This is a genomic window from Paraburkholderia kirstenboschensis (assembly GCF_904848585.1).
Taxonomy (GTDB): Bacteria; Pseudomonadota; Gammaproteobacteria; order Burkholderiales; family Burkholderiaceae; genus Paraburkholderia; species Paraburkholderia kirstenboschensis.
Genome location: NZ_CAJHCR010000035.1, coordinates 1 through 22897 on the forward strand (window position 1 = coordinate 1; position 22897 = coordinate 22897).

At 59.4% G+C, this 22897-nt stretch carries 12 protein-coding genes and 3 pseudogenes; 9 read left to right on the forward strand and 6 right to left on the reverse strand.

All coding sequences use genetic code 11. From position 1 onward, the window contains the following. Positions 1-1172: 1172 nt before the first annotated feature. On the reverse strand, positions 1173-1976 hold the full coding sequence (locus JMY24_RS36785) for a DUF6675 family protein (protein WP_128597928.1): 804 nt from the start codon (positions 1974-1976) through the stop codon (positions 1173-1175). Positions 1977-3321: 1345 nt separating this feature from the next. On the opposite strand from JMY24_RS36785, the gene JMY24_RS39070 reads away from it, so the two are divergent. Continuing rightward, on the forward strand, positions 3322-3891 hold the full coding sequence (locus tag JMY24_RS39070) for a hypothetical protein (RefSeq protein ID WP_236597747.1): 570 nt from the start codon (positions 3322-3324) through the stop codon (positions 3889-3891). A gap of 145 nt (positions 3892-4036) precedes the next feature. On the opposite strand, the gene pstS is transcribed toward JMY24_RS39070, so the two are convergent. Beyond that, positions 4037-5062 (reverse strand): phosphate ABC transporter substrate-binding protein PstS, encoded by a 1026-nt coding sequence (gene pstS / locus JMY24_RS36800; protein WP_128597930.1) that lies wholly within the window; start codon positions 5060-5062, stop codon positions 4037-4039. Positions 5063-5459: 397 nt separating this feature from the next. On the opposite strand from pstS, the gene JMY24_RS36805 reads away from it, so the two are divergent. Continuing rightward, entirely contained in the window at positions 5460-6641 is a 1182-nt protein-coding gene (locus JMY24_RS36805) for a porin (protein ID WP_128597931.1), read from the forward strand. Between the two features lie 815 nt (positions 6642-7456). Here the strand turns inward: JMY24_RS36805 and JMY24_RS36810 are convergent. Then, positions 7457-9269: pseudogene (locus tag JMY24_RS36810) on the reverse strand (potassium transporter Kup). Positions 9270-9369: 100 nt separating this feature from the next. Between JMY24_RS36810 and JMY24_RS39820 the strand changes: the two are divergent. The 4 genes and pseudogenes from JMY24_RS39820 to JMY24_RS36825 form a co-directional block, all read left to right on the forward strand. After that, positions 9370-9478: pseudogene (locus JMY24_RS39820) on the forward strand (LysR family transcriptional regulator); the annotation flags it as partial. A gap of 1519 nt (positions 9479-10997) precedes the next feature. Continuing rightward, positions 10998-11360, forward strand: a complete 363-nt coding sequence (locus JMY24_RS36815; protein WP_193425376.1) for a hypothetical protein — start codon at positions 10998-11000, stop codon at positions 11358-11360. Between the two features lie 611 nt (positions 11361-11971). Next, positions 11972-13519 carry a methyl-accepting chemotaxis protein gene (locus JMY24_RS36820; RefSeq protein WP_201703987.1) on the forward strand — a complete coding sequence of 516 codons (1548 nt, stop codon included), beginning with the start codon at positions 11972-11974 and terminating at the stop codon, positions 13517-13519. A gap of 261 nt (positions 13520-13780) precedes the next feature. Beyond that, positions 13781-15646, forward strand: a complete 1866-nt coding sequence (locus JMY24_RS36825; RefSeq protein ID WP_236597748.1) for a GGDEF domain-containing protein — start codon at positions 13781-13783, stop codon at positions 15644-15646. A gap of 104 nt (positions 15647-15750) precedes the next feature. Here JMY24_RS36825 and JMY24_RS36830 read toward each other — a convergent pair whose 3' ends face one another. Together JMY24_RS36830 and JMY24_RS36835 are read right to left on the reverse strand one after the other, a co-directional pair. Next, positions 15751-18972: a sensor domain-containing protein gene (locus tag JMY24_RS36830; RefSeq protein ID WP_201703989.1), complete on the reverse strand. Its 3222-nt coding sequence runs from the start codon at positions 18970-18972 to the stop codon at positions 15751-15753. Between the two features lie 271 nt (positions 18973-19243). Continuing rightward, entirely contained in the window at positions 19244-19753 is a 510-nt protein-coding gene (locus JMY24_RS36835; protein WP_201703991.1) for an arsenate reductase ArsC, read from the reverse strand. Positions 19754-20246: 493 nt separating this feature from the next. Between JMY24_RS36835 and JMY24_RS36840 the strand changes: the two are divergent. Continuing rightward, positions 20247-20375, forward strand: a pseudogene (locus JMY24_RS36840) (copper oxidase); the annotation flags it as partial. 5 nt (positions 20376-20380) lie between these two features. Then, positions 20381-20572, forward strand: coding sequence for an NUDIX domain-containing protein (locus JMY24_RS39825; RefSeq protein WP_164853811.1), 192 nt, complete (start codon positions 20381-20383; stop codon positions 20570-20572). Positions 20573-20992: 420 nt separating this feature from the next. Here the strand turns inward: JMY24_RS39825 and JMY24_RS36850 are convergent, their stop codons facing one another. Beyond that, positions 20993-21424, reverse strand: a complete 432-nt coding sequence (locus tag JMY24_RS36850; RefSeq protein ID WP_128597937.1) for a hypothetical protein — start codon at positions 21422-21424, stop codon at positions 20993-20995. An 831-nt stretch (positions 21425-22255) separates the two neighbouring features. Between JMY24_RS36850 and JMY24_RS36855 the strand changes: the two genes are divergently transcribed. Next, complete coding sequence (locus JMY24_RS36855) at positions 22256-22513, forward strand: hypothetical protein (protein ID WP_128597938.1); 258 nt, start codon at positions 22256-22258, stop codon at positions 22511-22513. Positions 22514-22897: the final 384 nt, after the last annotated feature.

Consider the following 22897-nt stretch of genomic DNA (forward strand, 5'->3'; position numbering starts at 1 on the left):
CTCGATCCGCGTTGCCTTGTAGCGTTTGACACGAGAGAGGGAAAGCACGTTCTCCCCCAAAACAATTGGTCGACTCGGCAAGAGGTATCAAAAGCGAGCGCAGCGCCGACGTTATGGCTTCCTCTATTATCGGCCGAGACGCGGCGGCTTCTACGACGCCCGATAAGTGGCGGCGAACTGGCGACGATTTCGACGCAGCTCGCCGAGCCATCGATCGCGACCTCGATCGCAGCAGGCATCACCATTGTTCCGGAAGCACGCCGGGTGAGCTTAGATCACCGCCGGTGGAAAGCGAAGAGCGCGTCTGCCAGTCTGCCGGCGCCATGTCGAACGCACCGACGTCTACCTTCGCGAACCAACCCGCGCAGTGCGGCGCAACGTGTCGCAGTTTTCCCCAAGGGGGCAAAGGAATACACCTGGGGACCCGCCCCATCGGTACTTGTGCAGGTCGCGAATCGCGACCGCGGGTCGTGAACGAGCGTTCAATCTTCTCGTAAGCGGCCAATCCCTCCGATCGGGACCGACATGTATGACCCGAAGCCGAATGACTGCTGTCACGGGCCGGAGATGGCGACTGTTGTCTACTCGGCTCCGTCAAATTCTGACGCAGCTAGCAAACCGGCTTCACACAGGCTTGATTCGAAAACAAAAGGTCCAACTGCCTCAAGTGACGTCGAATCATATCCACCCACCTGGTAAGCAATATTTTCCCAGACGTAGCATTCCGCGATCGCGCCGCACGAGGACCGAATATGCGCCGCAGCCAATATCACCGCACTCTGGGCAGATGTAAAGCAGCACACGCTGTCCGTTCTCAGGCGCAGCGTCGCGCGCATACGCTCGCATGCCTCTGCATACCCACTCACAAAGCAACCCATGAAATCGGAGTGTCCTCCACTATTTTTCACCGGCATTGGCCGGGTGTTGCCACACAGAAGAACAGCGGCCGATACGCCCCCTTTGGTGCGAACCAGCTCGTAGTCGGGCGCGGGGACTCAGTTGCGACAATTCAAATTATGGAATCCCACTGACAGTTTTCGACCAAGACGAACCTCACTGCGAATCGCGAGGCCGTACGGCACGCCCGCAAACGTCTGCACGCGAGGCGCCGCAGGAGATTGAGGTATCGACGGAGGGATTGTTCGGGTCACGATCACGCCTTACGACCCAAGTTATCGCACGGCCGGTGGATCGGTGTCGGTCGGCACGCCGGCCAAGTGCCGGAACAGTGCCAGCGCCCGGTTCGCCGTAGAACCCTCGTGCCCGCTCGCAATGAAACTGCTGGCTTGCCGGTCGATACGCACAAGAATGTACAGGCCCCATACGTCGTTCGTCTGGCGCTGTGCGAACACCACCGTCTGCAGCGCAGCCGGCTGGAACAACACCAGTCCCAACGCTCGGACCGGCGACACATTTTCCTCGGCCAGCGCCACCCGGTGCGGACTATGCTCCAGCACCCGCACCCGGTACACCAAGGGTCCGGAGCGACTGTCGTCCACCCAGTAGTATAAGGTTCGACCGGCTTGCAGTTCCGACGGGCGGAAATCACCCCGCCGCTCTCCGCCCTCGGCGGACAGCGCTGCAGCATCCAGGAACAAGGGACGCCACTTCTTGTCGGTCGTAGACCAGTAGCGCACGGTGCGCAGGGTGGAGACCGCCCCGGCACGTCCCAACAGCGTCTCGGGACCGTCGTCGACGCGGACCAGCCCTGCGACCGCAACGACAACCCGTGAGCGGGACGCGGCAGGCCATCCAGTGCACGAGGACGGCCGCCAAACGCCTGTATCGAGCTCCTCGGCGCGCAGGATCGTCACCGCGGGTTGGGCGCCCAGCGACGCGTAGGCCGGCACCGGCGGTGTCCCGCACGGCGGCGTTGGTACTGGGGTTGCCGCGGCGAAGCCAGCGGCGACCACCAGCGGCGCGCAACGGGCAGCTGCCTTCAGGCCATACGGACTGCGACGACGCGCAACGTTCATCCGGGCTTGCCTCCCAGCAGCGGCTCGGCCAGGAACCTGACGGCCTAGATCGCTGCGGCGCCGATGTGGAAATATCACAGCGCGACGTAGTGGTGCATCAAGGCCTGGCCATCTGACGGACAGGAACGCGCCCGATCCGAGAAGGGGGTTCAGCATCGGCCAGTTGATCCACCGCGAGCCCCTCGGTCTCGCCACCGCCTTCGACGCGTCCGGAAAGCCGGTCCGTTACCGGCACGGGAGCGCAGCAGAAAGTGAAGCGCGCTTTCGTGATATGGAGTCTAGTCGAATAAGGAGTGTGTTGAGACAGAAAAGTTATCGCAACGACACAGCTACCGAGCGCATTTCCTACGTCATCGCGACCAGCTCTTAAACTTAGACCACCAGAGCGCCACCTGCGTTTGTCGACCCCGAGCGAACTTTCGGCGCGCTCGAGACCGAACAACCGAAGCCAGGCCGTCAGCGCCCTTCGCGAAAGTCCCGCCTAGACGCGTGCGCTGCCGCTCGACTATCCTTCCGTCACCATCAAGAGCTAACCGCGTTCAATCTCACTACGTTTCTTTCGCTTCCTTTCACGGGTCTGCGATGCGTGAAAACACACCTGTTCCGTGTCGCAATGGCCCGTCTTATCCGCGCCGATTCGGCGGTCGAAATGGCTCGCGCTACTTGCTGGGTCAACGCCTGGGCGAGCGCGATTGGCGATCTACATTTTCACGGATTCGTCGAGGGGCGGGGCGGACACAAGCCCAGGCGGTGATCTTTCGAAACATGAGGGCGATAGAAGTACGACTGATGCCCCATCCAACGCCGCCGTTCATGCGGCGCTTCGTGCCATTGCATGCCGACTTGACCTGCGTTGCTGCTTGCTCGTCAAAGTGAAATCGGTTGCCTGAAGCGGAACCGTAGTTGGACTGACAATCGAACACTTCGTGCCGGCTTGAGCCAGGATGTGATTCAGATACAAATAGAAGTGTTCGAGTTGTCTCGCGTCCGAAGCGCGCGGTTCGAGGTCAAACGCATTTTCGAGCGCGCGACGCGATACGTGGAAACGCTGAAGTCCATGGACAATGCGAACCTGGAAGACGACGCCGTCACTATTGTGCGGCACCGCGGCCCAGATGAGCGAATGGCTAGCCATACAGCCCCCGTGAATCATGTCAGATCAAAAGCTCGTCAATTGATGTTCGCACATCTCTACGTGAGGCGAATCATTTCAAAATTGTGACGCTTCATGATTTGACGTTTTTACCACGGTCGAGATATTGCGGCGCACCAAGAAAGCGGTAGCCTGAAGGCAGAGCATCTGCAATCGTCCTCCGGCGGTCGCGATATGACAGGAGAACGTGCCGTGACAACTTCCGAGACATGCACGCCAACTGCCCCCGTATTGCATGTCTTCGAGCAAGCCGGAGGCTGGCATTGGGGCATCACCGTCCCGCGCGCAAGGGGGAGCGGGTTCAAGCTCATTGCTTTCAGTGAAAGCACTTTCCCGGTTGCGGACGCTGCCCGCACGGACGGGGAGCAAGCGTTGATCAACCTGGCCGATAGCGACCCCCCGAGCGACTCGCCATCGAGGCCGCTGGGGAAGGACTTCTGTAAGTCCGCCATGCGCAAATTGAAATCCACCCCTATCGGTCAGGAAGTGACAGCCATGAACCAGCCCAATACGAATCTTACGGCACCGCTTCTTACCGTCGACTGGACACTCTGGTTTTCCGCCTACGGCTTCGGTTGGGGATACTGCGCCTTTGCGCTCCCTGCTGAAACGGTTTGTGAAAAACTCGGCGCTGCAAACGAGACCGCAAAACAACTGATACTTGCTTTCGAGCTTGGCAAGCGCAAGATTCTGCAGGCCGTCGAGCAGAAAGCAATTCCCCGCACCGACGAACGGATAACGCTATCGGCCGCCGATCTCTGACTTTGGTCTGGCTCGCCCTCCGTACCCAAAGCACTGGGACATCCATAGGCGTCGGTATCAGCATTTGACCGCACGGCCGGAACGCATCCGGGCGCGTGTGACCCGGATGGCCCATCTCAACGGCGTCGCCTGATGGTCCGGTGACTTATTCGGCCACCGACTTACCCGACGCGTCCTTCACCTTCGCCTTCCATTGCGCACGGATTTCCGACACAACCGATTCCGGTAGCGGGATGTAATCAAGTTCGTTCGCTGCCTGTGTGCCGTTCCTGAACGCCCAGTCAAAGAACTTAAGGGTTTCCTTACCCTGCTCCGGCTTGTCCTGCGTCGTGTGTACCAGCACGAACGTTGCGGCGACGATCGGCCATGCGTTCTTGCCCGGCTCGTTCGTCAGGATCTGGTAGAACGACTTCGACCAGTCTGCGCCAGCAGCTGCGGCCCTGAACGTTTCCGTTTTCGGCTCGACCACCGCCCCTGTCGAATTCTTCATGTCGACGTAGGTCATGTGGTTCTGCTTCGCGTACGCCCACTCAACGTAGCCGATCGCGCCGGGCAGACGCTGCACGAAAGCTGCTACGCCGTCGTTGCCCTTGCCGCCCGTACCCGTCGGCCAGCTAACCGTTGAGCCTTCGCCGACCTTCGACTTCCAGTTCGCGTTGACCTTCGACAGGTAGTTCGTCCAGACGAAGCTGGTGCCCGAACCATCGGCGCGGCGAACCACGGCGATATCGGTGTCCGGCAGCTTGACCTTCGGGTTCAGCGCGACGATTGCCGCGTCGTTCCACTTCCTGATCTTGCCCAGGTAGATGTCGCCGAGCACCTCGCCCGTCAGTGTCATTTCACCGGCCTTCACGCCCGGCACGTTGATGACGGGTACCACGCCACCGACGACCGTCGGGAACTGGAACAGACCTTCCTTCGCGAGATCTTCGTCCTTCAGCGGAGCGTCCGTGCCAGCGAAATCGACCGTCTTCGCGATAATCTGTTTTACGCCGCCCGACGAACCGATACCCTGATAGTTGACCTTGCCGCCGCCGGCCTTCTGAAAGGCGTCCGCCCACTTCGTGTAAATCGGCGCAGCAAAGGTACTGCCTGCGCCGGTAATATCGGCAGCATGTGCGGTGGCGGCGCAAAGTGCGCACAGAGCAACGGCAAGTTGCTTGAGCTTCATATCCAGATTCCTTGCATGTTTTGATGGGCTGCGGAGGTCTGCACCTTAAGTGCAGGATGTGACGTTTTTGTGTCTCCACAGCCGCCACTGAGGGCAGCGGAAATCATCGATCGCACCAGGAGACACGCGGGGCATGTCTCGCACGGCGCATCTCTTCCAGTCGCCCCGGGGACGGCTGGCGTTGCGCCAGTCCCACTGGGATTTGCAGGCGGTTGCCATTCTTTCTGTCTTACGGACCCCGCCAAGCGGCGTCGCGCCTCGATTGTTTCGAGTTTGTGACAAATTATTTCGTTTATCGCAATAGTGTTACATCTGCCGGAAAGGCTTTGTTTGACGGCGCGCTTTTCTATACTCGCGCGGTGTCTCACCCTTGTCGCCACCAGAGCCAGGTAAATTTATGAAGAAAATCTCCATTGCCCTCGCCGTATCCGCGCTTGCCGCATCGGCCGCCCATGCACAGAGTTCGGTCACGCTCTACGGGCTGATCGACGCGGGCATCGCGTACACGAACAATGTTCAGAATGGCGCCCCCAGCCATGGGAGCTCACGCGTGGCGCTGGCAAGCGGCAATATCAGCGGTAGCCGGTTCGGCCTGCGCGGCGCGGAAGATCTCGGTGGTGGCCTGAAGGCTATTTTCGTGCTCGAAAACGGCTTCAACGTCAACAACGGTACGCTCGGTCAGGGTGGTCGCATGTTCGGCCGTCAAGCGTACGTCGGCCTGAGCACCAATCAATACGGCACCTTCACGATGGGCCGCCAGTATGACTCGATGGTTGACTTCGTCGCGCCGCTGTCCGGCACGGCGGGCACGTTCGGCGACTCGGGCTTCGCGCACGTGTACGACAACGACAACCTGCAACATACTGTCCGCTTCAGCAACTCCGTGAAATTCGCCAGCGTCGACTACGCCGGCTTCAAGTTCGGCGGCATGTACGCGTTCAGCAACAGCACCAGCTTCGCCGTCGATCGTGCATACAGTGCCGGCGCGAGCTACAACAACGGCCCGCTGCGACTGGCTGCGGCCTACCTTCAGATCAACGGCTCGGCGGCGGCGAGTACCCCTGCAGGAGCAGTCAATCAGAGCGTTGCGGCTGACCCGAGCGAGTTCAAGACGACCGCGGGCGGCGGCAACCTGACGGCGGATGTGCAGCGCACGTTCGGTGCAGGCGTCGGCTATACGTTCGGCCCGGCGGCGGTGAACTTCGTCTACACGCACAGCCAGTACCAGAACACGTCCGCGTTCGGCCTGACGCCGACGAACGGTTCGACTCACTTCGACAACTACGAACTGAACGTCAAGTACGCACTCACGCCAGCGCTGTCTCTCGGCCTGATGGATACTTTCACGAACGGTCATCTGAACGGTGTGAGCAGGTCGAATTTCAGCTCCGATCCGAAGTGGAACCAGGTCAACGCGATTGCGCGCTACTCGCTGTCGAAGCGCACGGAAATTTACGGTGAAGCGATGTACCAGCACGCGATCGGCGGCAAGAACACCGCAGTGATGTACAACGCCGGCGGTAACTCCGCGACGAGCAATCAGGTGATGGGTGCTGTCGGCATCCTGACCCGCTTCTAACGAAGCCTAACGCGGAACGGTTCAATCCTGTGTAAGGGCACAGGAGCAGTGCGCGCCGGCAAAGCACGCGCCGGCGCAAATTCATCCGGGCACGACCGATACAGCCTGATTCAGAGGTCGGGTCCAGATGTGTCTGGACTCTCGTCGCGCGTTCAGACGAAACGGCGGTCATGGCGCAGTGAATGCGGAGCGAGAGTCCGCTGATACTTTCGCCGACGCGACTTTCTCCGCGCAACTCCAGGCAGTAGGGCCAGTCCCGATGGACGGGCTTCTTTTCCATCCGGCGACCCAGCCGAGTCGCCTGCCGACAATGCGCGGGCTCCCCTTTTTCCAGCTATTTGCTGCAAACAGGCGACATGTCCCAACCACCAAGTCCGGTGTCTGGGCGGAGCCGACGTCTCAATGTCCACGAGAGCGCACGGTCGGACGACCGTTGTTGGCCGCGCGCTGACTCTGAACCGAGTCCGCATATGGCGCCCCCGTTGCGCTTGGATTGCCCTCACGAATGGGCCGCTAGCAGACTTGTACCGAAGGATTCAGGCTGGTCGTGAAAACGCCAGGTCACAACGCCGGCCGAGCGACATTGCTAATGCTGCGGTGACGGTTCCACAAGGCTCTGAAGTCGCAAGACTGCCGTATCCGATTCCGATTGAAACCGCGCGCGCAGCAACGACCAGTTCAATATCGCGAACCACCCTCTGCGGTCACTCAGAATTGCCGAAAGCGGCCGCTCACGGGCATCGACCGTTGGCGCGACGCAGATATTCCGCGCGGAGCGGCACGTCGAAAGCGCCGATCGTGACGATTCCCGTGGCCTAGATCTCGACCCGCGCGCCGACTTCGATCACACGGTTGGCCGGCAGCTTGAAGAAGGCGGCGACATTGCCGACGTTATGCAGCATCACCGCGAAAAGCCGTTCGCGCCATAGCGCCATTCCACGGCCGGGCTTCGGCACGAGCGCCGCGCGGCTCAGGAACCACGACGTTTCCGACGGCTCGAACGCGAGCCCTGCTGGCTTGCACGTTACGAGCGTCTGCGGCAGATCGACTTCGTCCTTGAACCCGTAGACAATCGTCACCTGGTAGCAGCCCGTTGACGAGCGCATGCGGCACCGCCTCCGGATGCGGCGTCAGGAAAATCGCGGTGCCGCCCACACGCACCGGCGAGCGTTCGAGCAGCGATGTCAGGTAGGGTTTGAGCGGCGTCTTGCCGGCGCGCACGCGTGCTTCGGCCACCATCATTTCCCAAGCCGCGGCCCCAGGTCGCCATGATCGTGAACACCACCGCGCCGGTCACGAGCGGGAACCAGCCACCCTCGACAATGTTCAGCAGGTTCGCAGAAAAGAACATCGCATCGATCACGAAGAAGAACGCGGTTGCGAATACGCACAGCAGCCAGTTGTGATGCCATGCGTACCGGACGACGAAGAAAGTCAGGAACGTCGTGATCAGCATCGTGCCGGTGACCGCGATGCCGTATGCGGAGCCGAGCGCTGTCGACGAGCCGAAGCCGAGCACCGCGGCGATCACGGCGGCGAGCAGTGTCCAGTTAATGCCGGGCACGTAGATCTGCCGATTTCCTGCTCCGACGTGTGGACGACGTTCATCCGTGGCAAAAAGGAGAGCTGCATCGCCTGCTTCGTCATCGAGTAAGTGCCGGAGATCACGGCCTGCGACGCGATGACCGTCGAGATCGTCGCGAGCACGATCATCGGGAAGATCGCCCATTGCGGAAAAAGCCGATAGAACGGGTTCGACAGCGCGCCGGGATTGACGAGCAGCAGCGCTCCCTGACCGAGGTAATTGAGTACGAGCGACGGGAACACGATGCCGAACCAGGTGGCGCGAATCGGCCGCTTGCCGAAATGGCCCATGTCAGCGTACAGCGCTTCGGCACCTGTCAGCGACAGCACGACGGCGCCGAGCGCGACAAACGCAAGCCAGCGATGATGCAGGCAAAAGCCGAGCCCTTGCAGCGGATTGAGTGCAACCAGAATGACCGGCGCCGCGGCAATATTGACGAGCCCCGCGATGCCGACCACGACGAACCACGCTACCATCACCGGCCCGAACACTGCGCCAATGCCGCTCGTGCCGTGCTTTTGCATGACGAAGAGTGCGATGAGCGCTGCCAGCGTGACCGGAATCACATACGTCTTCAGCCCCGGCGCCGCGACCCCGAGGCCCTCGACGGCGCTCAGCACGGAGATCGCCGACGTGATCACGCTGTCGCCGAAAAAGAGCGCAGCACCCATCACCCCGACGATGAGCAGCGCGCGGCGTAGCCGCGGGCGTGTCGCGACCGACGAAGCGGCGAGTGCGAGCAGCGCCATGATGCCGCCTTCACCGTGGTTGTTCGCGCGCAGGATCAGCACGACGTATTTGAGCGAGACGACCACCATCAACGACCAGAAGATCAATGAGACGATGCCGACGATATTGAATGCGTTAAGCGGCAGCCCGTTGCCTGGAGCGAACACCGTGGACAGGGTGTAGAGCGGGCTCGTGCCGATGTCGACGTAGACGACGCCGAGCGCGGCAAGCGCAAGCGCCGGGAGGGCCTTCCGGTGCGGACCGGGCTCACCGACCCCGTCGGCGTCGGGCGCGGCGGATACGGAATGTCCCATGTCTCCCTCCTGGTTCGGTGGTGCCCCAGCGCAACGACCGCACGGGCCGCTGCGCGCCGTCGTTCGTTTCTTTATCGGGGCGATCAGATTATTGCGACGTGTGGAAGCTGGCTTCAGCCCGAAGATTCGACATGAGGCACGGGTGTGGCAAACGGTCGTTACCATGGTCGAATTTAGTATGGGTGTCGCGTTAGTTCCGGAAGCGCTTGCTCGAACGCATTGGCAGCCAGTGGTTTTGCCCCCTCGAGAAGAACCAGTTCAACTCCCAGATTCTTCGATTAACGCGCGCGGGAAGTCGATTAGAGTTGGCGGACAATCCAGTCAACGCCTCTTCTTGCCGCGCGCCCGTCGGTAATTGGTGGTTATCCCCAGCGCCTTGTTTCGGCGGATGATGAATACGCTGAGTACGATTGCGATAACAATCAGCGCTGCTAGCACACCGGTCAGTCCACTTACGCGGCTAGATTCGTTCACGCTGTTTGCGGAGGAGTTGACCCGTGGTGACAGGGCGTTACTCGCAGCAGGTTGCGGCTGCGTGGCGCCAGCCTCACTGCCTTGACGCGCCTGCGAGGCCCCAGACGGTGGCGATGCTGCAGATGCAGAAAGACTGGCGCCGTCTGACATAACAGCGTCTGCACTAGATGCAGCTGCAACAGGAGCCGGTTCTGATTCGGAAGCCGTGTCGGCAGCGGGCGCAGCCGCGGTCTTCGATTCAACGGCTTTAGTTTTGGTTTTTCGTTTCCCGAGCGACGTGTCAATGCAGCGGATGTCGGTACAGTCGTTCCAAGATTGCCTCCAATGGGCGAGTCGCGCGGCAAGCTTTCCGCCGCGGAGCAGCGCCTGCGGCTGAGCGACGGCATTGTCGTGCTCGTAGTTGGGAATGGCATGGTCACAGATGACGCGCTCCGCTGGTCGGCGGGTTGCCGTGCATTCAATGCCACTCGCCCATGCTCCGGTCCAAGCGAGGACTGCCATGTACAGCAGCAGTTCCAGGCACTGCCTCGAACGCACCAGACCTCCTCGTATTCCGCGACCGTCCTTTGGCATCATTCGAATCCAGTCATGGCACATTCGCGTCCAAACGTTTGAGCGCGAAAGGCATACGTCGCAAGACGCGCGTTTGACGAGTCTTTTGCGTAAGAAGCCCTCGAGCATCCGAGCCTCTGTCTTCAAGATGTCGTTGAGGCGAGCAGCGCCAGGTTGCTCACCCCGCATTACCGATACCCGCCCGCCGCTTTCCCGCTCCTGGGCGGTGGGATGCATGCGTGCATCTTGTGCCGACTCAATGTCGCCCGCCGAACTTGCCTGATGACCAAGCCGTCCGCGCTCTTTCGCAATCAGACGGGCTCGCTGAACACAAGTCGCTCAAGGCCTGGCTTTGTCTGGAAGTCCATGCAATTTACCAATGCAGAAGCATTTCGTGCGTCACGGGTTAGAATCGACGCGACAAAAAAACAGGACGTTGCATTTCTGAACCGTAGAACGCCTCCGTCATATTCTGGCGATAAAGTCTTGAGAGAATTCCAGGGATGTTTTTTTCAGCCGTGACATCCCTTCTTCGCAGACGTCCGCAGGTTCAGGCGCTTCGTGTCGGGCGCAAGGTTTTAACATCCTGCGAGCAGGTCACAGGCCTTTGAAGGAGCGTGGCCCTGATGCTCTGCTGGGCCACTTTTTTGATTCGCGCCGCCAATCCTCTGGACGCGTGGCGCTTCACCTTTATTGCAAGACATGACATCGAAGGAAACTGGTCAGGCGAACCAAACCCGCCCCGTGACCCAAATTGCAGCCGACTTCAAGGAGCTGCTGGCGACCCGACTCTCATTCAGTGAGGCAAGCGGAAGGTTCGAACTGTTGTGGGACGAGGCGAACGCGGCGGCGAGTCGTCTGTTAGGAAAGGGGCTCGGACACGGCTATATCGCCTTGCTCAGGCGAATGCACGCAGAGTTCAGTTCTCGCTATCCAGATGGCGACGACGTGGATTCGATGGCGACCAGGTCGGCAACGGCAAGCGCCGCGATGCTGGGAGCCAGTGAGGTCTTGACGATGTATGAGCGCTCGGCGACGTCGTCACAGATTGACATATGCCGTTGACGAGCAACATAAGGACATCGTCGTCAGATGGTATGGGGCGCGCCTCATTCTGCAACCCAGGCAAGACGGACCTCTGCGCCTGGTAAAACCGGCATTAACTTCATCGATAAAGGCCCTCTACCGGCAGTTCGCGGTGATGAACGCGGCAAGTATCTCGACCGGCAGCTGTCAGCACAAGCTTTTGCGTAAACCGGCTATGACAGGGAGGCCCTCGGGGGATGAGCAGCGCAAGGAGCCCCCGCTCATGCGCGATTGTCAAAAATAGCCTACGCAGTTGACATGGATGCGTCGTCCTCCCCGATGCCCACCGCGGCCATGACGCCGACGAGGTCGTGCGCTCCGCGCCAGCTGACCTGTCTTCGCTTTGCAGCGCTTCGTACAGGTGTGCTCAAGACGCCGAGTCGAGCGTCGCTATCCAGCCCCACAGAACTGACGTCGTTGTTACGCACTAAAGCCGCGCATTGCGTCACAAAACATTCACTGAATTTCATGCGGCGGCGGCCGTAAACAAGACGCACGCCGCGTTAATGGCTGCTCTCCGCCACAAGTCCCGTATCAACCCGCGTGTGCTAGCACCCGCTCACCGAATGCGAAGCATGCAGCCCCCCGCCATGAGCAAACTCACCGTAAAAAGCCGCCTCCTGATTGTGACGATGGCCGTCGCCGCTATCCTCATTGCCGTTGGAGTTGCAGGACTTTTTGGCATGACGCAGGGAACGAACGCCCTGAAAAACGTCTTCGAGGGCAGAGCAAAAGCACTCCAGACCATATCGGCAATAGATGAGCTCGTGGGGGAGACGCATTTCTCTGTGAGTGACGCAGTCCTCGACCCTTCAGCCGCGAAAACTCAGGCAGTGACAGACGCAACAGCGCGCCGAGTCGAGAAAATTGACCATCTCATCGACAGTTTTTTGAGCTATCAGCTGGTCGGCGACGAGAAAAAGCTTGCCGCACAATTCGTGTCCAACTGGCGGACGCTCCGCGACAAGGGATTCACGCCCGTTGCGCAGTTGCTGCAGGCAAACAACCTGTCAGAAGCGCAGTGGGTGGTGACGCAAACCATCGAACCTACGGCTTCGGCCGTGAAGGCTGAAGGAGCACAGCTGCGCGAACTTCAACTGGCCGCTGCTCAGCGAGAGTACGACCGTGCGATGAACAGCAGTCGCGCTGTGCAATGGGTCGTTGCCGCGTCCATCGCCATCGGCGTCGGCATTGTGGCCCTTCTGTGCACTTCAATGGCACGTATGCTCTTCCTGCAGCTGGGGGGCGAGCCAAGTGTCGCGGCCAGTATCGCGCATCGGGTCTCGGAGGGCGATTTGTCCATCGTCGTTCCCGTCAAGAATGGCGACACACACAGTGTCATGTACGCAATGAGCCTGATGCGTTCGAGATTGGCATCGATGATTGGCGGCATTCAGTCGTCGACGGATACCATCGCGACTACTACTTCCGGTATCAGCGCGGGCAACACCGCACTTGCCAGCCGGACTGAAGAGCAGGCTGCAAGTATCGAACAAACTTCAGCGAGCATGGAACAGCTTGCATCAACCGTCAAGGCGAATGCCGACCACGCGCGCCAGGCGCGCGAACTTGCAAGCAAGGCTTCGGACAAGGCGCGCGAAGGCGACCGCGCGGCTGCGGACGCAGTCAGTCGGATGCAAAGTCTCGCCCAACGTTCCGCTCAGATACGGGAAATCACGTCCGTCATCGAAGGCATTTCTTTCCAGACCAATCTGCTTGCACTGAACGCGGCGGTCGAAGCGGCGCGCGCTGGTACTCAGGGCCGTGGATTTGCTGTTGTTGCGCAGGAGGTGCGCGGCCTTGCGGAGCGCAGTTCGAAGGCTGCGAAGGAAATTGCAGCGCTGATTAGAGATGTGACGACGGAGGTGGATTCAAGCGGAACCGCCGTAAAGGTTGCCGGCGAAACTATCGTAGAACTTCTTGGCTCCGTTACAGGCGTGTCAGATCTCGTCGACGCAATTGCGCACGCCTCTCGCGAACAAGGCGCGGGCATCGACCAAATCAATGCAGCTGTTTCACTCATGGACCACATGACCCAGCAAAACTCGGCTCTGGTTCAGGACAGTGTCAGTGCCGCGAATGCTCTGGATATTCAGGCCCAACAGTTGAGACAGGCCGTTCAGACGTTTCGCATCTGACGCAACGCTGGGTCATCCGACTGACGGGGAACCGACGACAAAGAGCACCTCCAGACCCGCAGTTCTGGTGGGAAACAGCAACTGGTGCTTGTTCATGCTTCGCTGCACAGGCTTCTTCGTGCAGCGACCGCTCGTTGAGAATGGCGGATTCCATCGTCGGGGCGCACGAGAAGCTCTCATCGGTGTCTCTAGGTGCGAGTGGCGCAGTGCGGATATGCGAATGGTGCTGAGCGCGTTGAACGATGCCGACGAGGAATGCTCGTGTTACGCATCGACGATTTTTTCGCGGCGACCTTGGCTCCGGACGTTGAAAACCGCCCCTTCTGGGCGGATGTACTTCGATGGGTGGATGAAATGACCGTATCGATTGCTGAGTGCATCAAAGGGCAGCTCCTCCGACCAGCGTTCCAGCCTATCGGGATGCTCGCGTCGGGTGACGTCATCGCGTTCGAGGCGCTGCTTCGTGGTCCCGCTCAGTCAGCGCTGGAGAGTCCTGCTGCACTATTCGGACTTGCTCAGCGCGAAGGTTGTATGGTTCGTCTGGAGCGTTTCGCCGCGCGCCTGTCCCTGACGGCGTTCAGTCAAACCCGGTTGCCAGGCAAACTGTTCGTGAACTTCAGTGCGGCTGCCGTCCGGGAACTCGCCACCTGCGCGGAGGAAATTCTGGCCTTTTTGCGGTCCCTGCAGTTCAGCCCTGACCGGATGGTCATCGAGTTGACAGGGCAGTCTGCCGTAGGCGACCTCGGGTCCCTCAGGTCGGCCGTTAGCCTTTTGCGCGAATCTGGATTGCAATTGGCTCTCGACGATTACGGCTCGGGTACCTCGAACCTCGGTCTCTGGATAGGCCTGGAACCAGACTACATTAAAATCGACCATTCGATTATTGGTGAAGCGAGCACGTCGCCTTTTCGTTTCCAGGCGCTGCGCTCGTTGCGCCAACTCGCGGAAGCGGGACGGGTGCAACTCATAGCAGAGGGTCTCGAAGACGCAGAAGACCTGATGGTCTGTCGTGACCTGCGCATTGAATATGGTCAGGGATTTTTTCTCGGCAGGCCGAATTTCCAACCGGACGAACGGCTCGAAGACGCTGCGCTTTCAGCAATTCATGACAGTGCGATAACGGTGTTTCCCGAGTCCATGGTGGGGTCTCCCCGTGTGTTTTCCGCTAGCAAGCTCGTCATCGCCGCGCCAACGCTGTCGCCAGCGGCGACGAACGATGATGTCCTCGATGTGCTTACGAATTGTCCGGACCTGCATGCGATTGCCATTGTCGATGAACGACGGCCGGTCGGACTGGTCAATCGACGCGCCTTTGTTAATGCCTACGCGCGTCCCTTCTACCGGGAAATTTTCGGCAGGAAGAGCTGCGCAGCTTTTGCCGACATGTCGCCCGTGCTGGTCGAAAAAACCGCCACAATGCAGGAACTGGCTGAACTGTTGACCGGCGACGACCAGCGTTATCTCGCGGACGGACTGGTCGTCGTCGAAAACGGGCGATATGTTGGTCTGGCTACCGGGGAGGCGCTGGTACGCGCTGTCACGGAAGTTCGTATTGAAGCAGCGAGGTACGCTAATCCGCTGACGTCACTGCCCGGCAATATTCCAATTGACATGCACATCAAGCGCCTGGTAGAGCGCGGAGCACCATTTCATGCGTGCTATTGCGACCTGAACAATTTCAAGCCCTTCAACGACCAGTATGGATACTGGAAGGGCGATGAAATGCTGAAGCTCGCGGCATCCATCCTCAGTGATGCATGCAATCCATGCCGGGATTTTCTCGGTCATGTGGGCGGCGATGACTTCCTCATCTTTTACCAGAGCGAGGATTGGGAACTGCGGATTCGCGCCGCAATGCAGCGCTTCAATCAGAGTGCGCGGCAACTTTATACGTCCGCCGATATCGAGGCGGGAGGAATACATGGCGAGGACCGCCACGGCGACCTGCGCTTTTATCCTTTCGTCACCATCGCCGTAGGCGTAGTGCCGGTTGCTGCGGACCTCGATACGGATAGCGATTCCATTGCTTCGCTTGCCGCGACCGCCAAGCGCGAGGCAAAAAAATCCGTTGATAGCTTCTATATCGCCGGTTACCCCCAAGAGCCCGCTTGCTGTCTTTCCCCTTGACACTCCGGCTTAAGACGCCGGCTCTTCGACGGGCGGATTAAAGCCAATCGAACGCTATTTCTAATCGCCCAGGCCACGTCATCTAGCGAAAACAGACGGCGCGGTCACGAACAGAAGTCAGTTCCGACAGTTGCCTGCGCACCAGTTGCGCCACGCAACATCGGGCCAAGCATCTCCGCGATGGCATCTTCAGAGACAGCGGGGCTGTACAGAAACCCCTGTCCTTCGAGGCAGCCGTGCTCAACCAGAAAGCGTCGATGAATGTCGAGCTCCACGCCTTCCGCAACGACATCGAATTTCAGGGCGTTGGCGATGGCGATGACGGCAAGCGTCAACGCCTCGTATTCATTGTCGCGACCGATTTCATGGATGAACGCGCGGTCAATCTTGATGCGGTCGATACTGAAGCGTTTCAGATAGCTCAAGCTCGAGTAACCGGTACCAAAGTCGTCAATCGCGATTTTGACCCCAAGCTCGCGCAGGCCTCGCAACACACAGGCTACCGCCTCGGTATTGCGCATTAGCGCGCCTTCTGTCACTTTGAGCTCAAGCATTTCCGCAGGCCAGTCGGCCTCTTCCAGCGCCGAGCGAACGATGCTCAACATGTCCGAATGCTCCAACTGAAGCGGCGAAACGTTGACCGATACCCGGATTTGCGCCAGCCCCGCGTCGCGCCATCGGCTGGCCTGCCGGCACGCTGTGCGAAGCACCCATTCGCCGATGCCCTGAATCAATCCAGTTTGTTCGGCGACCGGGACGAATACGGCAGGTGATACAGCGCCAAGCTCTGCGTCGTGCCAACGCAGCAGCGCCTCGACACCCTTGACGCGGCCCGTCAACATGTCGATTTGGGGCTGATAGGCCACGTGCAGGCCCTGATTCTTCACCGCGCGCTTCAAACGACTTGAAAGCTGTAACTCCTCGGCAGCCGCGCGGTTCAATTCCGGCCGGTAAAACTGGTAGCTGTTGCGTCCATTCGCCTTCGCCAGATACATAGCTGCGTCCGCATTCCTTATCAACGTGTCGCCATCCTCACCATCCTGCGGATACGTACTGACGCCGATACTGGCTTCCACATACAACTCCCGTTCGCCCACTTGAAATGGCTCTGCTACCCCTGCAATCAGTCTGTCCAGCATGGATATCAGTTGTCCGTCCCTCGAGGGCTCAACAACGATGATGAACTCGTCTCCGCCGTAACGCGCGACCAGGTCACTGGAGCGCACCAGTTGCTGCAGTCGTTTGGCGACACACGCCAGCAGCGCGTCGCCGACGCGATGCCCGAGCGAATCATTGACCACCTTGAACCGGTCGAGGTCGAGGAAGAGCACCGATACCTGGCCATCGCTCCTGATAGCGCGCCGAATCGCATCCGTCAGGTGCTCGTCAAGCAGTGTACGATTGGGAAGGTCAGTCAGTCCATCGTATCTGGCCTGATGCTGCAGGCGCGTCTGATATTCGACCAGGGCAGTGACGTCGCTCATCACGCCAACATGGTGAGTGACCTCCCGGTTCCCGTCGCGCACCGGGGCGACCAGAACGTTGGCCCAGAAGCGCTCGCCGCTCTTGCGCGTGCAGAACAACGTCACATTCGCTTCAGAGTTGCTGTCCATTGCATGACGAACGCTCTCCCACTTCTGCGCTTCACCTGCCATCCCGAAGAGCGTTTCGCAGTCGGCACCCACTACGTCTGCGGGCGAATACCCGGTTATACGCTCGAAGGCCGGATTGATGAACGTCACGACATGGCGGTTGTTCTGCAGCTCTGCAATGAGGATTCCGTTAATGCTCGCGTCTATAGCCCTGCCCTGCAGACGCAGAGCCCGATGGGCATCACGCCGGGCCGTGATGTTTTCGTATGCGGTGAGCACGCCGGTGATGTTGCCGCTCTGGTCTTCCAGCGGCAGCTTGGTTTCTGAAATCCAGACTTTTGAACCATCGACGGCAACCGCCGCACGCTCAAAGTACCTCTTTGTCAGTTCGCCACGCATCACGCGTACATCTTCGTCCCTTACCTCCTGTGGGTCGTCTCCCCATCGCAAATCTCCGTCAGTCAGGCCAATCAGGGCGCTTCGGGATGGTAGCCCTGCGTCGCGCGCATAAATCTCGTTGCCACCCGCGTAGCGATGGTCTGCGTCCTTCCATGCGATGCCCTGCGGAATATGGTCGAGTACATACTCGAGGGTCTGCTTCGACTTGAACAGCTCTGCCCTGGCCGTCGCCTCGGCGGTGACGTCCAACATGACGGCCATCGTGGACGGAGAGCCCTCGAATTCAACATTCAGATGGTGGACGTCCATCGAGCGACGTTCACCCGCTTTCGTCTGATACACCCACACGCCGATTGACTGAGTTTCGCCGTAGACCGCCTCGGGTTTCGATTCGCGAGTTTCTTTCAGGCGGCCGAGTTCATCTGCTGGACGCACATCCCGCATCGACATGGTCACGAACTCGGGTTCTGAATAGCCGAATGCACGTAGCGCGGCGGCGTTGACAGCAACAATCCCCAGGGAAGCATTATCAAATATCCAGATAGGCAACGGATGTTCGTCAAAGAACCGCTGGTACTTCGCCCGAGCCCTATCGGCGGAGTGCAGGGTCGCTCTTAACCGGTCCGAGATAAGCGAGTTCCAGCGCATGAGCACAAGCAGCAGGGCGGCCGCCGTCGTGCCGCAGACGAGCACAGCATCTGCGACCCATTTGGCGTCGGAAGAGGACTTGCCGACGGTGGTGCCGATGGCGGCATCGGCCACCATCGTGGTATCAACGACCTCCTCGAGAGCGGCGTAGAAGTAGGCGTCAATTTCGCTCAATGCGGGGTCGGTCAGCCCAACACTCCCCGGATGCAATGTCGCACGTATCGCCAGCGCATTGCTATGGTTTGCCAGCATTCGAATCATCCTGTCCAGGTCGTCGAGCCGGGAAAGGCACGCTTCACTCCCGCGGCACCCTCCGCGCGCGTCGGATGTCAGGTCGAGGAGCGCCGACAGGGGAAAGATATAGGCCGCACGCTTGTAGAACGCACGGGTTCCGACCAGTGTGTAAAGCTGCCCATGTTCGTCGAGCATCATCTGCTGAACCTCGTCGAGGTCCTGTTTCAGACGCGCCGAAGCTTGTAGCGTTCGCAACGAGTTGTCCTGCTCGCGCGTCTGGCGCATCGCCAGAAACGTGCTAAACGCAATCGCCAAAAGGATGATAGTGACCACCACGGATGTAACTGCTCTGCGAACAGCCTTTCCGCTCAGGATGTCCCTGTCGTGCCCATTACCCTGACTTTGCCCCACCGTCTGGCGGCTAGCCGCGCGATTGTCTTTCATCTTCGCCATACATTACCCCGCTTACGCCGCCCGACCGGGATAATGACGTAAATGACAAGAATTCTTCCGCGACGGGCGCAGGTACCTGCCCCTATTCTCAGCTCACGTGGGCTGGCACCTCCAACAGGCCGCGTGGGAGCGGTGACGCGGGAAGAGATTGGCGATTGGCACCCCTGGATTGCCCGGGCGTTTCGCGACACGTCGACCGTGCTACGAAAGTCGGACCGCGCACTCGCGCACGACCTACCGCGAAAATCTGAAGGGCGCCGGCAGTGCCCGGCTATCTGTCGCACGCGACCTCGTTTCCGCGGGAGTCGGGCTTGACGGCCGTTACAGGCTCCGGCGCGGCCGCGTATCCCGGCAATTCCACGAAGAGCGAGACACGGTGCAATATCTGCCAGAAAACCGTTTCGAACGAGCGCGCACACTCGGCCTGAGTCATACCTTCCGCGAGCGGGTCTGCAAAATTCCACCTGAAAAAGGGCGGCGCACCCGGAAACACAGGCGCGTGGTACTCCTCTCCGCAGCCATCCATGGCGATGACAAGGTTCATCTGCGGCGCCCACTCGCTCGTGAATTCAAGCCAGCTTTTAGGACTAAGCAGGTCGAGGTCGGAGATGCCGGGACGCAGTTGTGCCAGGGCGAGTGGATGAACGCGTGCTGCAGGCTCGGCCCCGGCGCTGAATGCTTCGAACCGATGGCCTGCGAGTTCCCGAAGCAGTGCCTCGGCGATGATGCTGCGTGCGGAATTCTCCCGGCAGAGAAACAGCACCCTATATTTTTTGGTCACGCACCTACCCCGTTACGGACATCCTTGATTTTGTCCGGGATTCTGCCGGGCCAGTCTTGCACTTCCGTGACAGCACAAAAGAGCGGAGACGGCGTTCGCATCAAAAGGTGAGGAAGTTGTTTCTGGGCTACGTGGTGTCTTGTCACATCGATTTGTCACAAGGTGTGGGATAACCCGTGTCGGAGATTGATACCTACGACTGGATTATGCAGGCGCTTCCCGGCGCGACGCTGAAGCCTGCGCTTGCATTCGGTACAGTGGGCGAACTATATCGGTCCTATACCTGGCCGGCTGAATTCGACCGATGAAGGGAATCAGGCGTTCGTGAGGAAATCAGAGGCAGAGGGAATTCACGTAAGGATAGGCTGGGGACCCGGACAAATGGCAGTGCGGCACTGTCGAGGTTTCGATTCCTGACAGCCACCAGATGGGCCGACTGAGTGGCCCTGAATACGGAAGCACCTTGAATGTCTTTTCGTCACCCGGCCTCCATCCGTGTACCCGCGTCACCGCGTTGAACAGTTTGACGCTGCAGTGGCGGATGAAAAATGGCTGGCAGGAGTTCCACCTGATAGCCGAGCCGGTGGTGCGCGAGATGGCGCCGGGCATGAAGGCGAACCTGACCGAATGCATGTATATCTTCTCCTGGTAAGTAGAGAGCAGGGCAGGCAGTCGCTTCCCGGAGGCGAGCCAGAGACTAATGAAACACTTGAGGAGGCCGCCGTGCGCAAGCCGTTCGAAGGAACGCTCCTACGCACGGCGGCCATCAAGTACATGTCTGATTTTGCTGGCACCCGAACCCGCCACAAGTGTTCATAGGGCAGCTTGAGCATGGTCAGTCGCCGGTGCCAAGCAATGAAATCGTGCGTTGCTGCTGGGCAAAGTGCCAGACATTCGAGGTCTCGCAACTAGCGTGTCGACTAAAGCAATCGTTGAGCTACTTGCGACCAATGCTCGGCTGGACGCAAGCTAACTGAGTCGTCGACAACTTGCCAGGTCGTTCCCCCACAACATAACATCGGCGATTCAGGACACTCGTCACGGCGGACGCGAAGCATTGCTTGCAATGCGTGCCCTGACACGATTGACCATCGAGGCGCCCGCAGCTGGATGGGCGAGCCAAAGCCAGCCGGGTCCGAGGTCAAAATCGGAAGCAAGACTTATCGTCCAACGCGGGGGGCACCATCTTTGGGTTGAGGCTCGTCATCTACCGCGCAATCGCGCAGCAGGGTTCTCCGATTAACCCTTCGCCGGCCGCCCCGTCTTCACCGCCTCTACCGCCGACACTGCGGCCAGAAGTCGCTTCGGTGCCGCAAATTCAAGCATGAGTAACCCTGCTCGCAGAAGCTCACTTTTCTTGACAGAGACTCCAGCATCGAGACACTTCTGCTTTAAAGCAGCAATCTTCTCGTAGTCGGATTTCGGCATAGTAAAGCTGTTGCGCACGACTTTCTCTTTCTTTGTACGCTTGCCCTTCGCCTCGTCAGGAGCGGCTTCTTGTGCCTTCGCAGCGGAAACGCGCTGCTCCTTAGTGCCCTTTTTGCCCGGAGCGGGTTCGACTTCTGCAGGCTGCTCGGGTGGCGCTTCCGGAACGGCCGCTCTTTTGCCTTTCGCGCTCTTCGGGAAATGAAAAGCCTTCTTTGTTGGCTTCTTGACGTTCGGGACGTTCATGTAGGTCTCCACAGCGCTAACGATATAAACAGTATATACCGTTTTCGGTTCCAGCAAACATGCACACTGTCCCGACTTGGACTGCCGCGTTCGTTGCCGCTTGTAGATTGCAAGGCGTATTACGGCTCTTCTTTGATGCAGAGCAACGCAACTTTTCGAGTCGTGCAAGCAGCCGCTTATTAGCCGTGCGTTGAAAACCCACTTTGCATCCGATGAGGACTTCGTGACAACGAAGTCGACCGTAGCGTCGACTTCCATCCGTACGTCGACAACATGTTCGATAACGCTATAGAAATACGCTTTGATTTCGCTCGCTGCGTTGCGTTGCCTCGACGGGCCGCTTGTTACACGATTCAGTTGCGGCGGTACCATACATGGCCTCGGGTCCAACAGACCGAAGGGTTAACGGCCAGAGTGACGGAATTCTTGACTAGAGCGAGGGACAAAGCCGGAATGCTGTCGGGCTTGCCTGGGCGCTGACAAATCCTTGTTTGCGGATGCAAAAACACGGTGGCACTTACCACTCGTATCCGGCGACGGCCCATTGGCTTCGCTAGCCCCGAGTCCAGAGCCTGCGCAACCATGCTCGGCGGATTGCTGGTTGACTGGGCGGCCTTTCGAGACGCAGACATCCGGACAGGACCAACCCGCGGTGTTCAAGTCTGTCAAACGCGCCAGTACCACGTTATGGTCCGCCGAAACGTCGGAGGTTGGTTCTTCGTCAGCCTAACTGTCACAAGATGCGGATAGCGTGAACCAGGAACAAAAGCGTGCCATTCAGTTGTCGCTCCCATGCTGCCGCTTCCTGAGACTCCGCAAGTCGAGGTATCAATGAAAAACCTTCTTAGCCCGCACGAGATAGCAACGCTATTTGTCGTGCATAACGCGCCTGGGCAGGTTGCCCACAGCGACCCGGACGCACTCACTCTTCAGCTCGCGGACCTGGTGAAGTTGTTGCCTGCCGCTTCCGGTCACGGCGGTCTGGTAACGACATTGAAAGGGAGAGAGCTACTGAAACGGCTTGGGTTGACCACCGCGAAGAGTCGCAGGCTCGAGACCGGCTCTTGCGAAGCCTGTGAATCCTACTGAAAGCAGAAGCGAACGGACTGGCGCAAAATTTTAAAAAGCTCGGCTTAACGATTGCCCCATCAAGAGGCATCGGGGGCGCGTACCATCTCGAGCGCTGCGAAGCGAGGAGGCCTCCGCGGAGCATCCGTGGACCTGTCATTGCAGTATGGCCACAGTGCGTGCATGATTGGAAACGGTTCATTTCACTGCACGTCGCCGACGAAGAACGGCATCGATTCCAACTAGGCCAGCCACTCGTTGTCAGGACGCCTGCCTTGAACGGCTACTCGTCACGGCGGATTCAACCGGTCGATGCAATAGTTTGCTGGAACCGTTCGGCAGGCGTTTCGTAGCCCAGCGTCTTTCTCGGACGCTCGTTCAATCGTCTTGCCACGGCATTGAGCT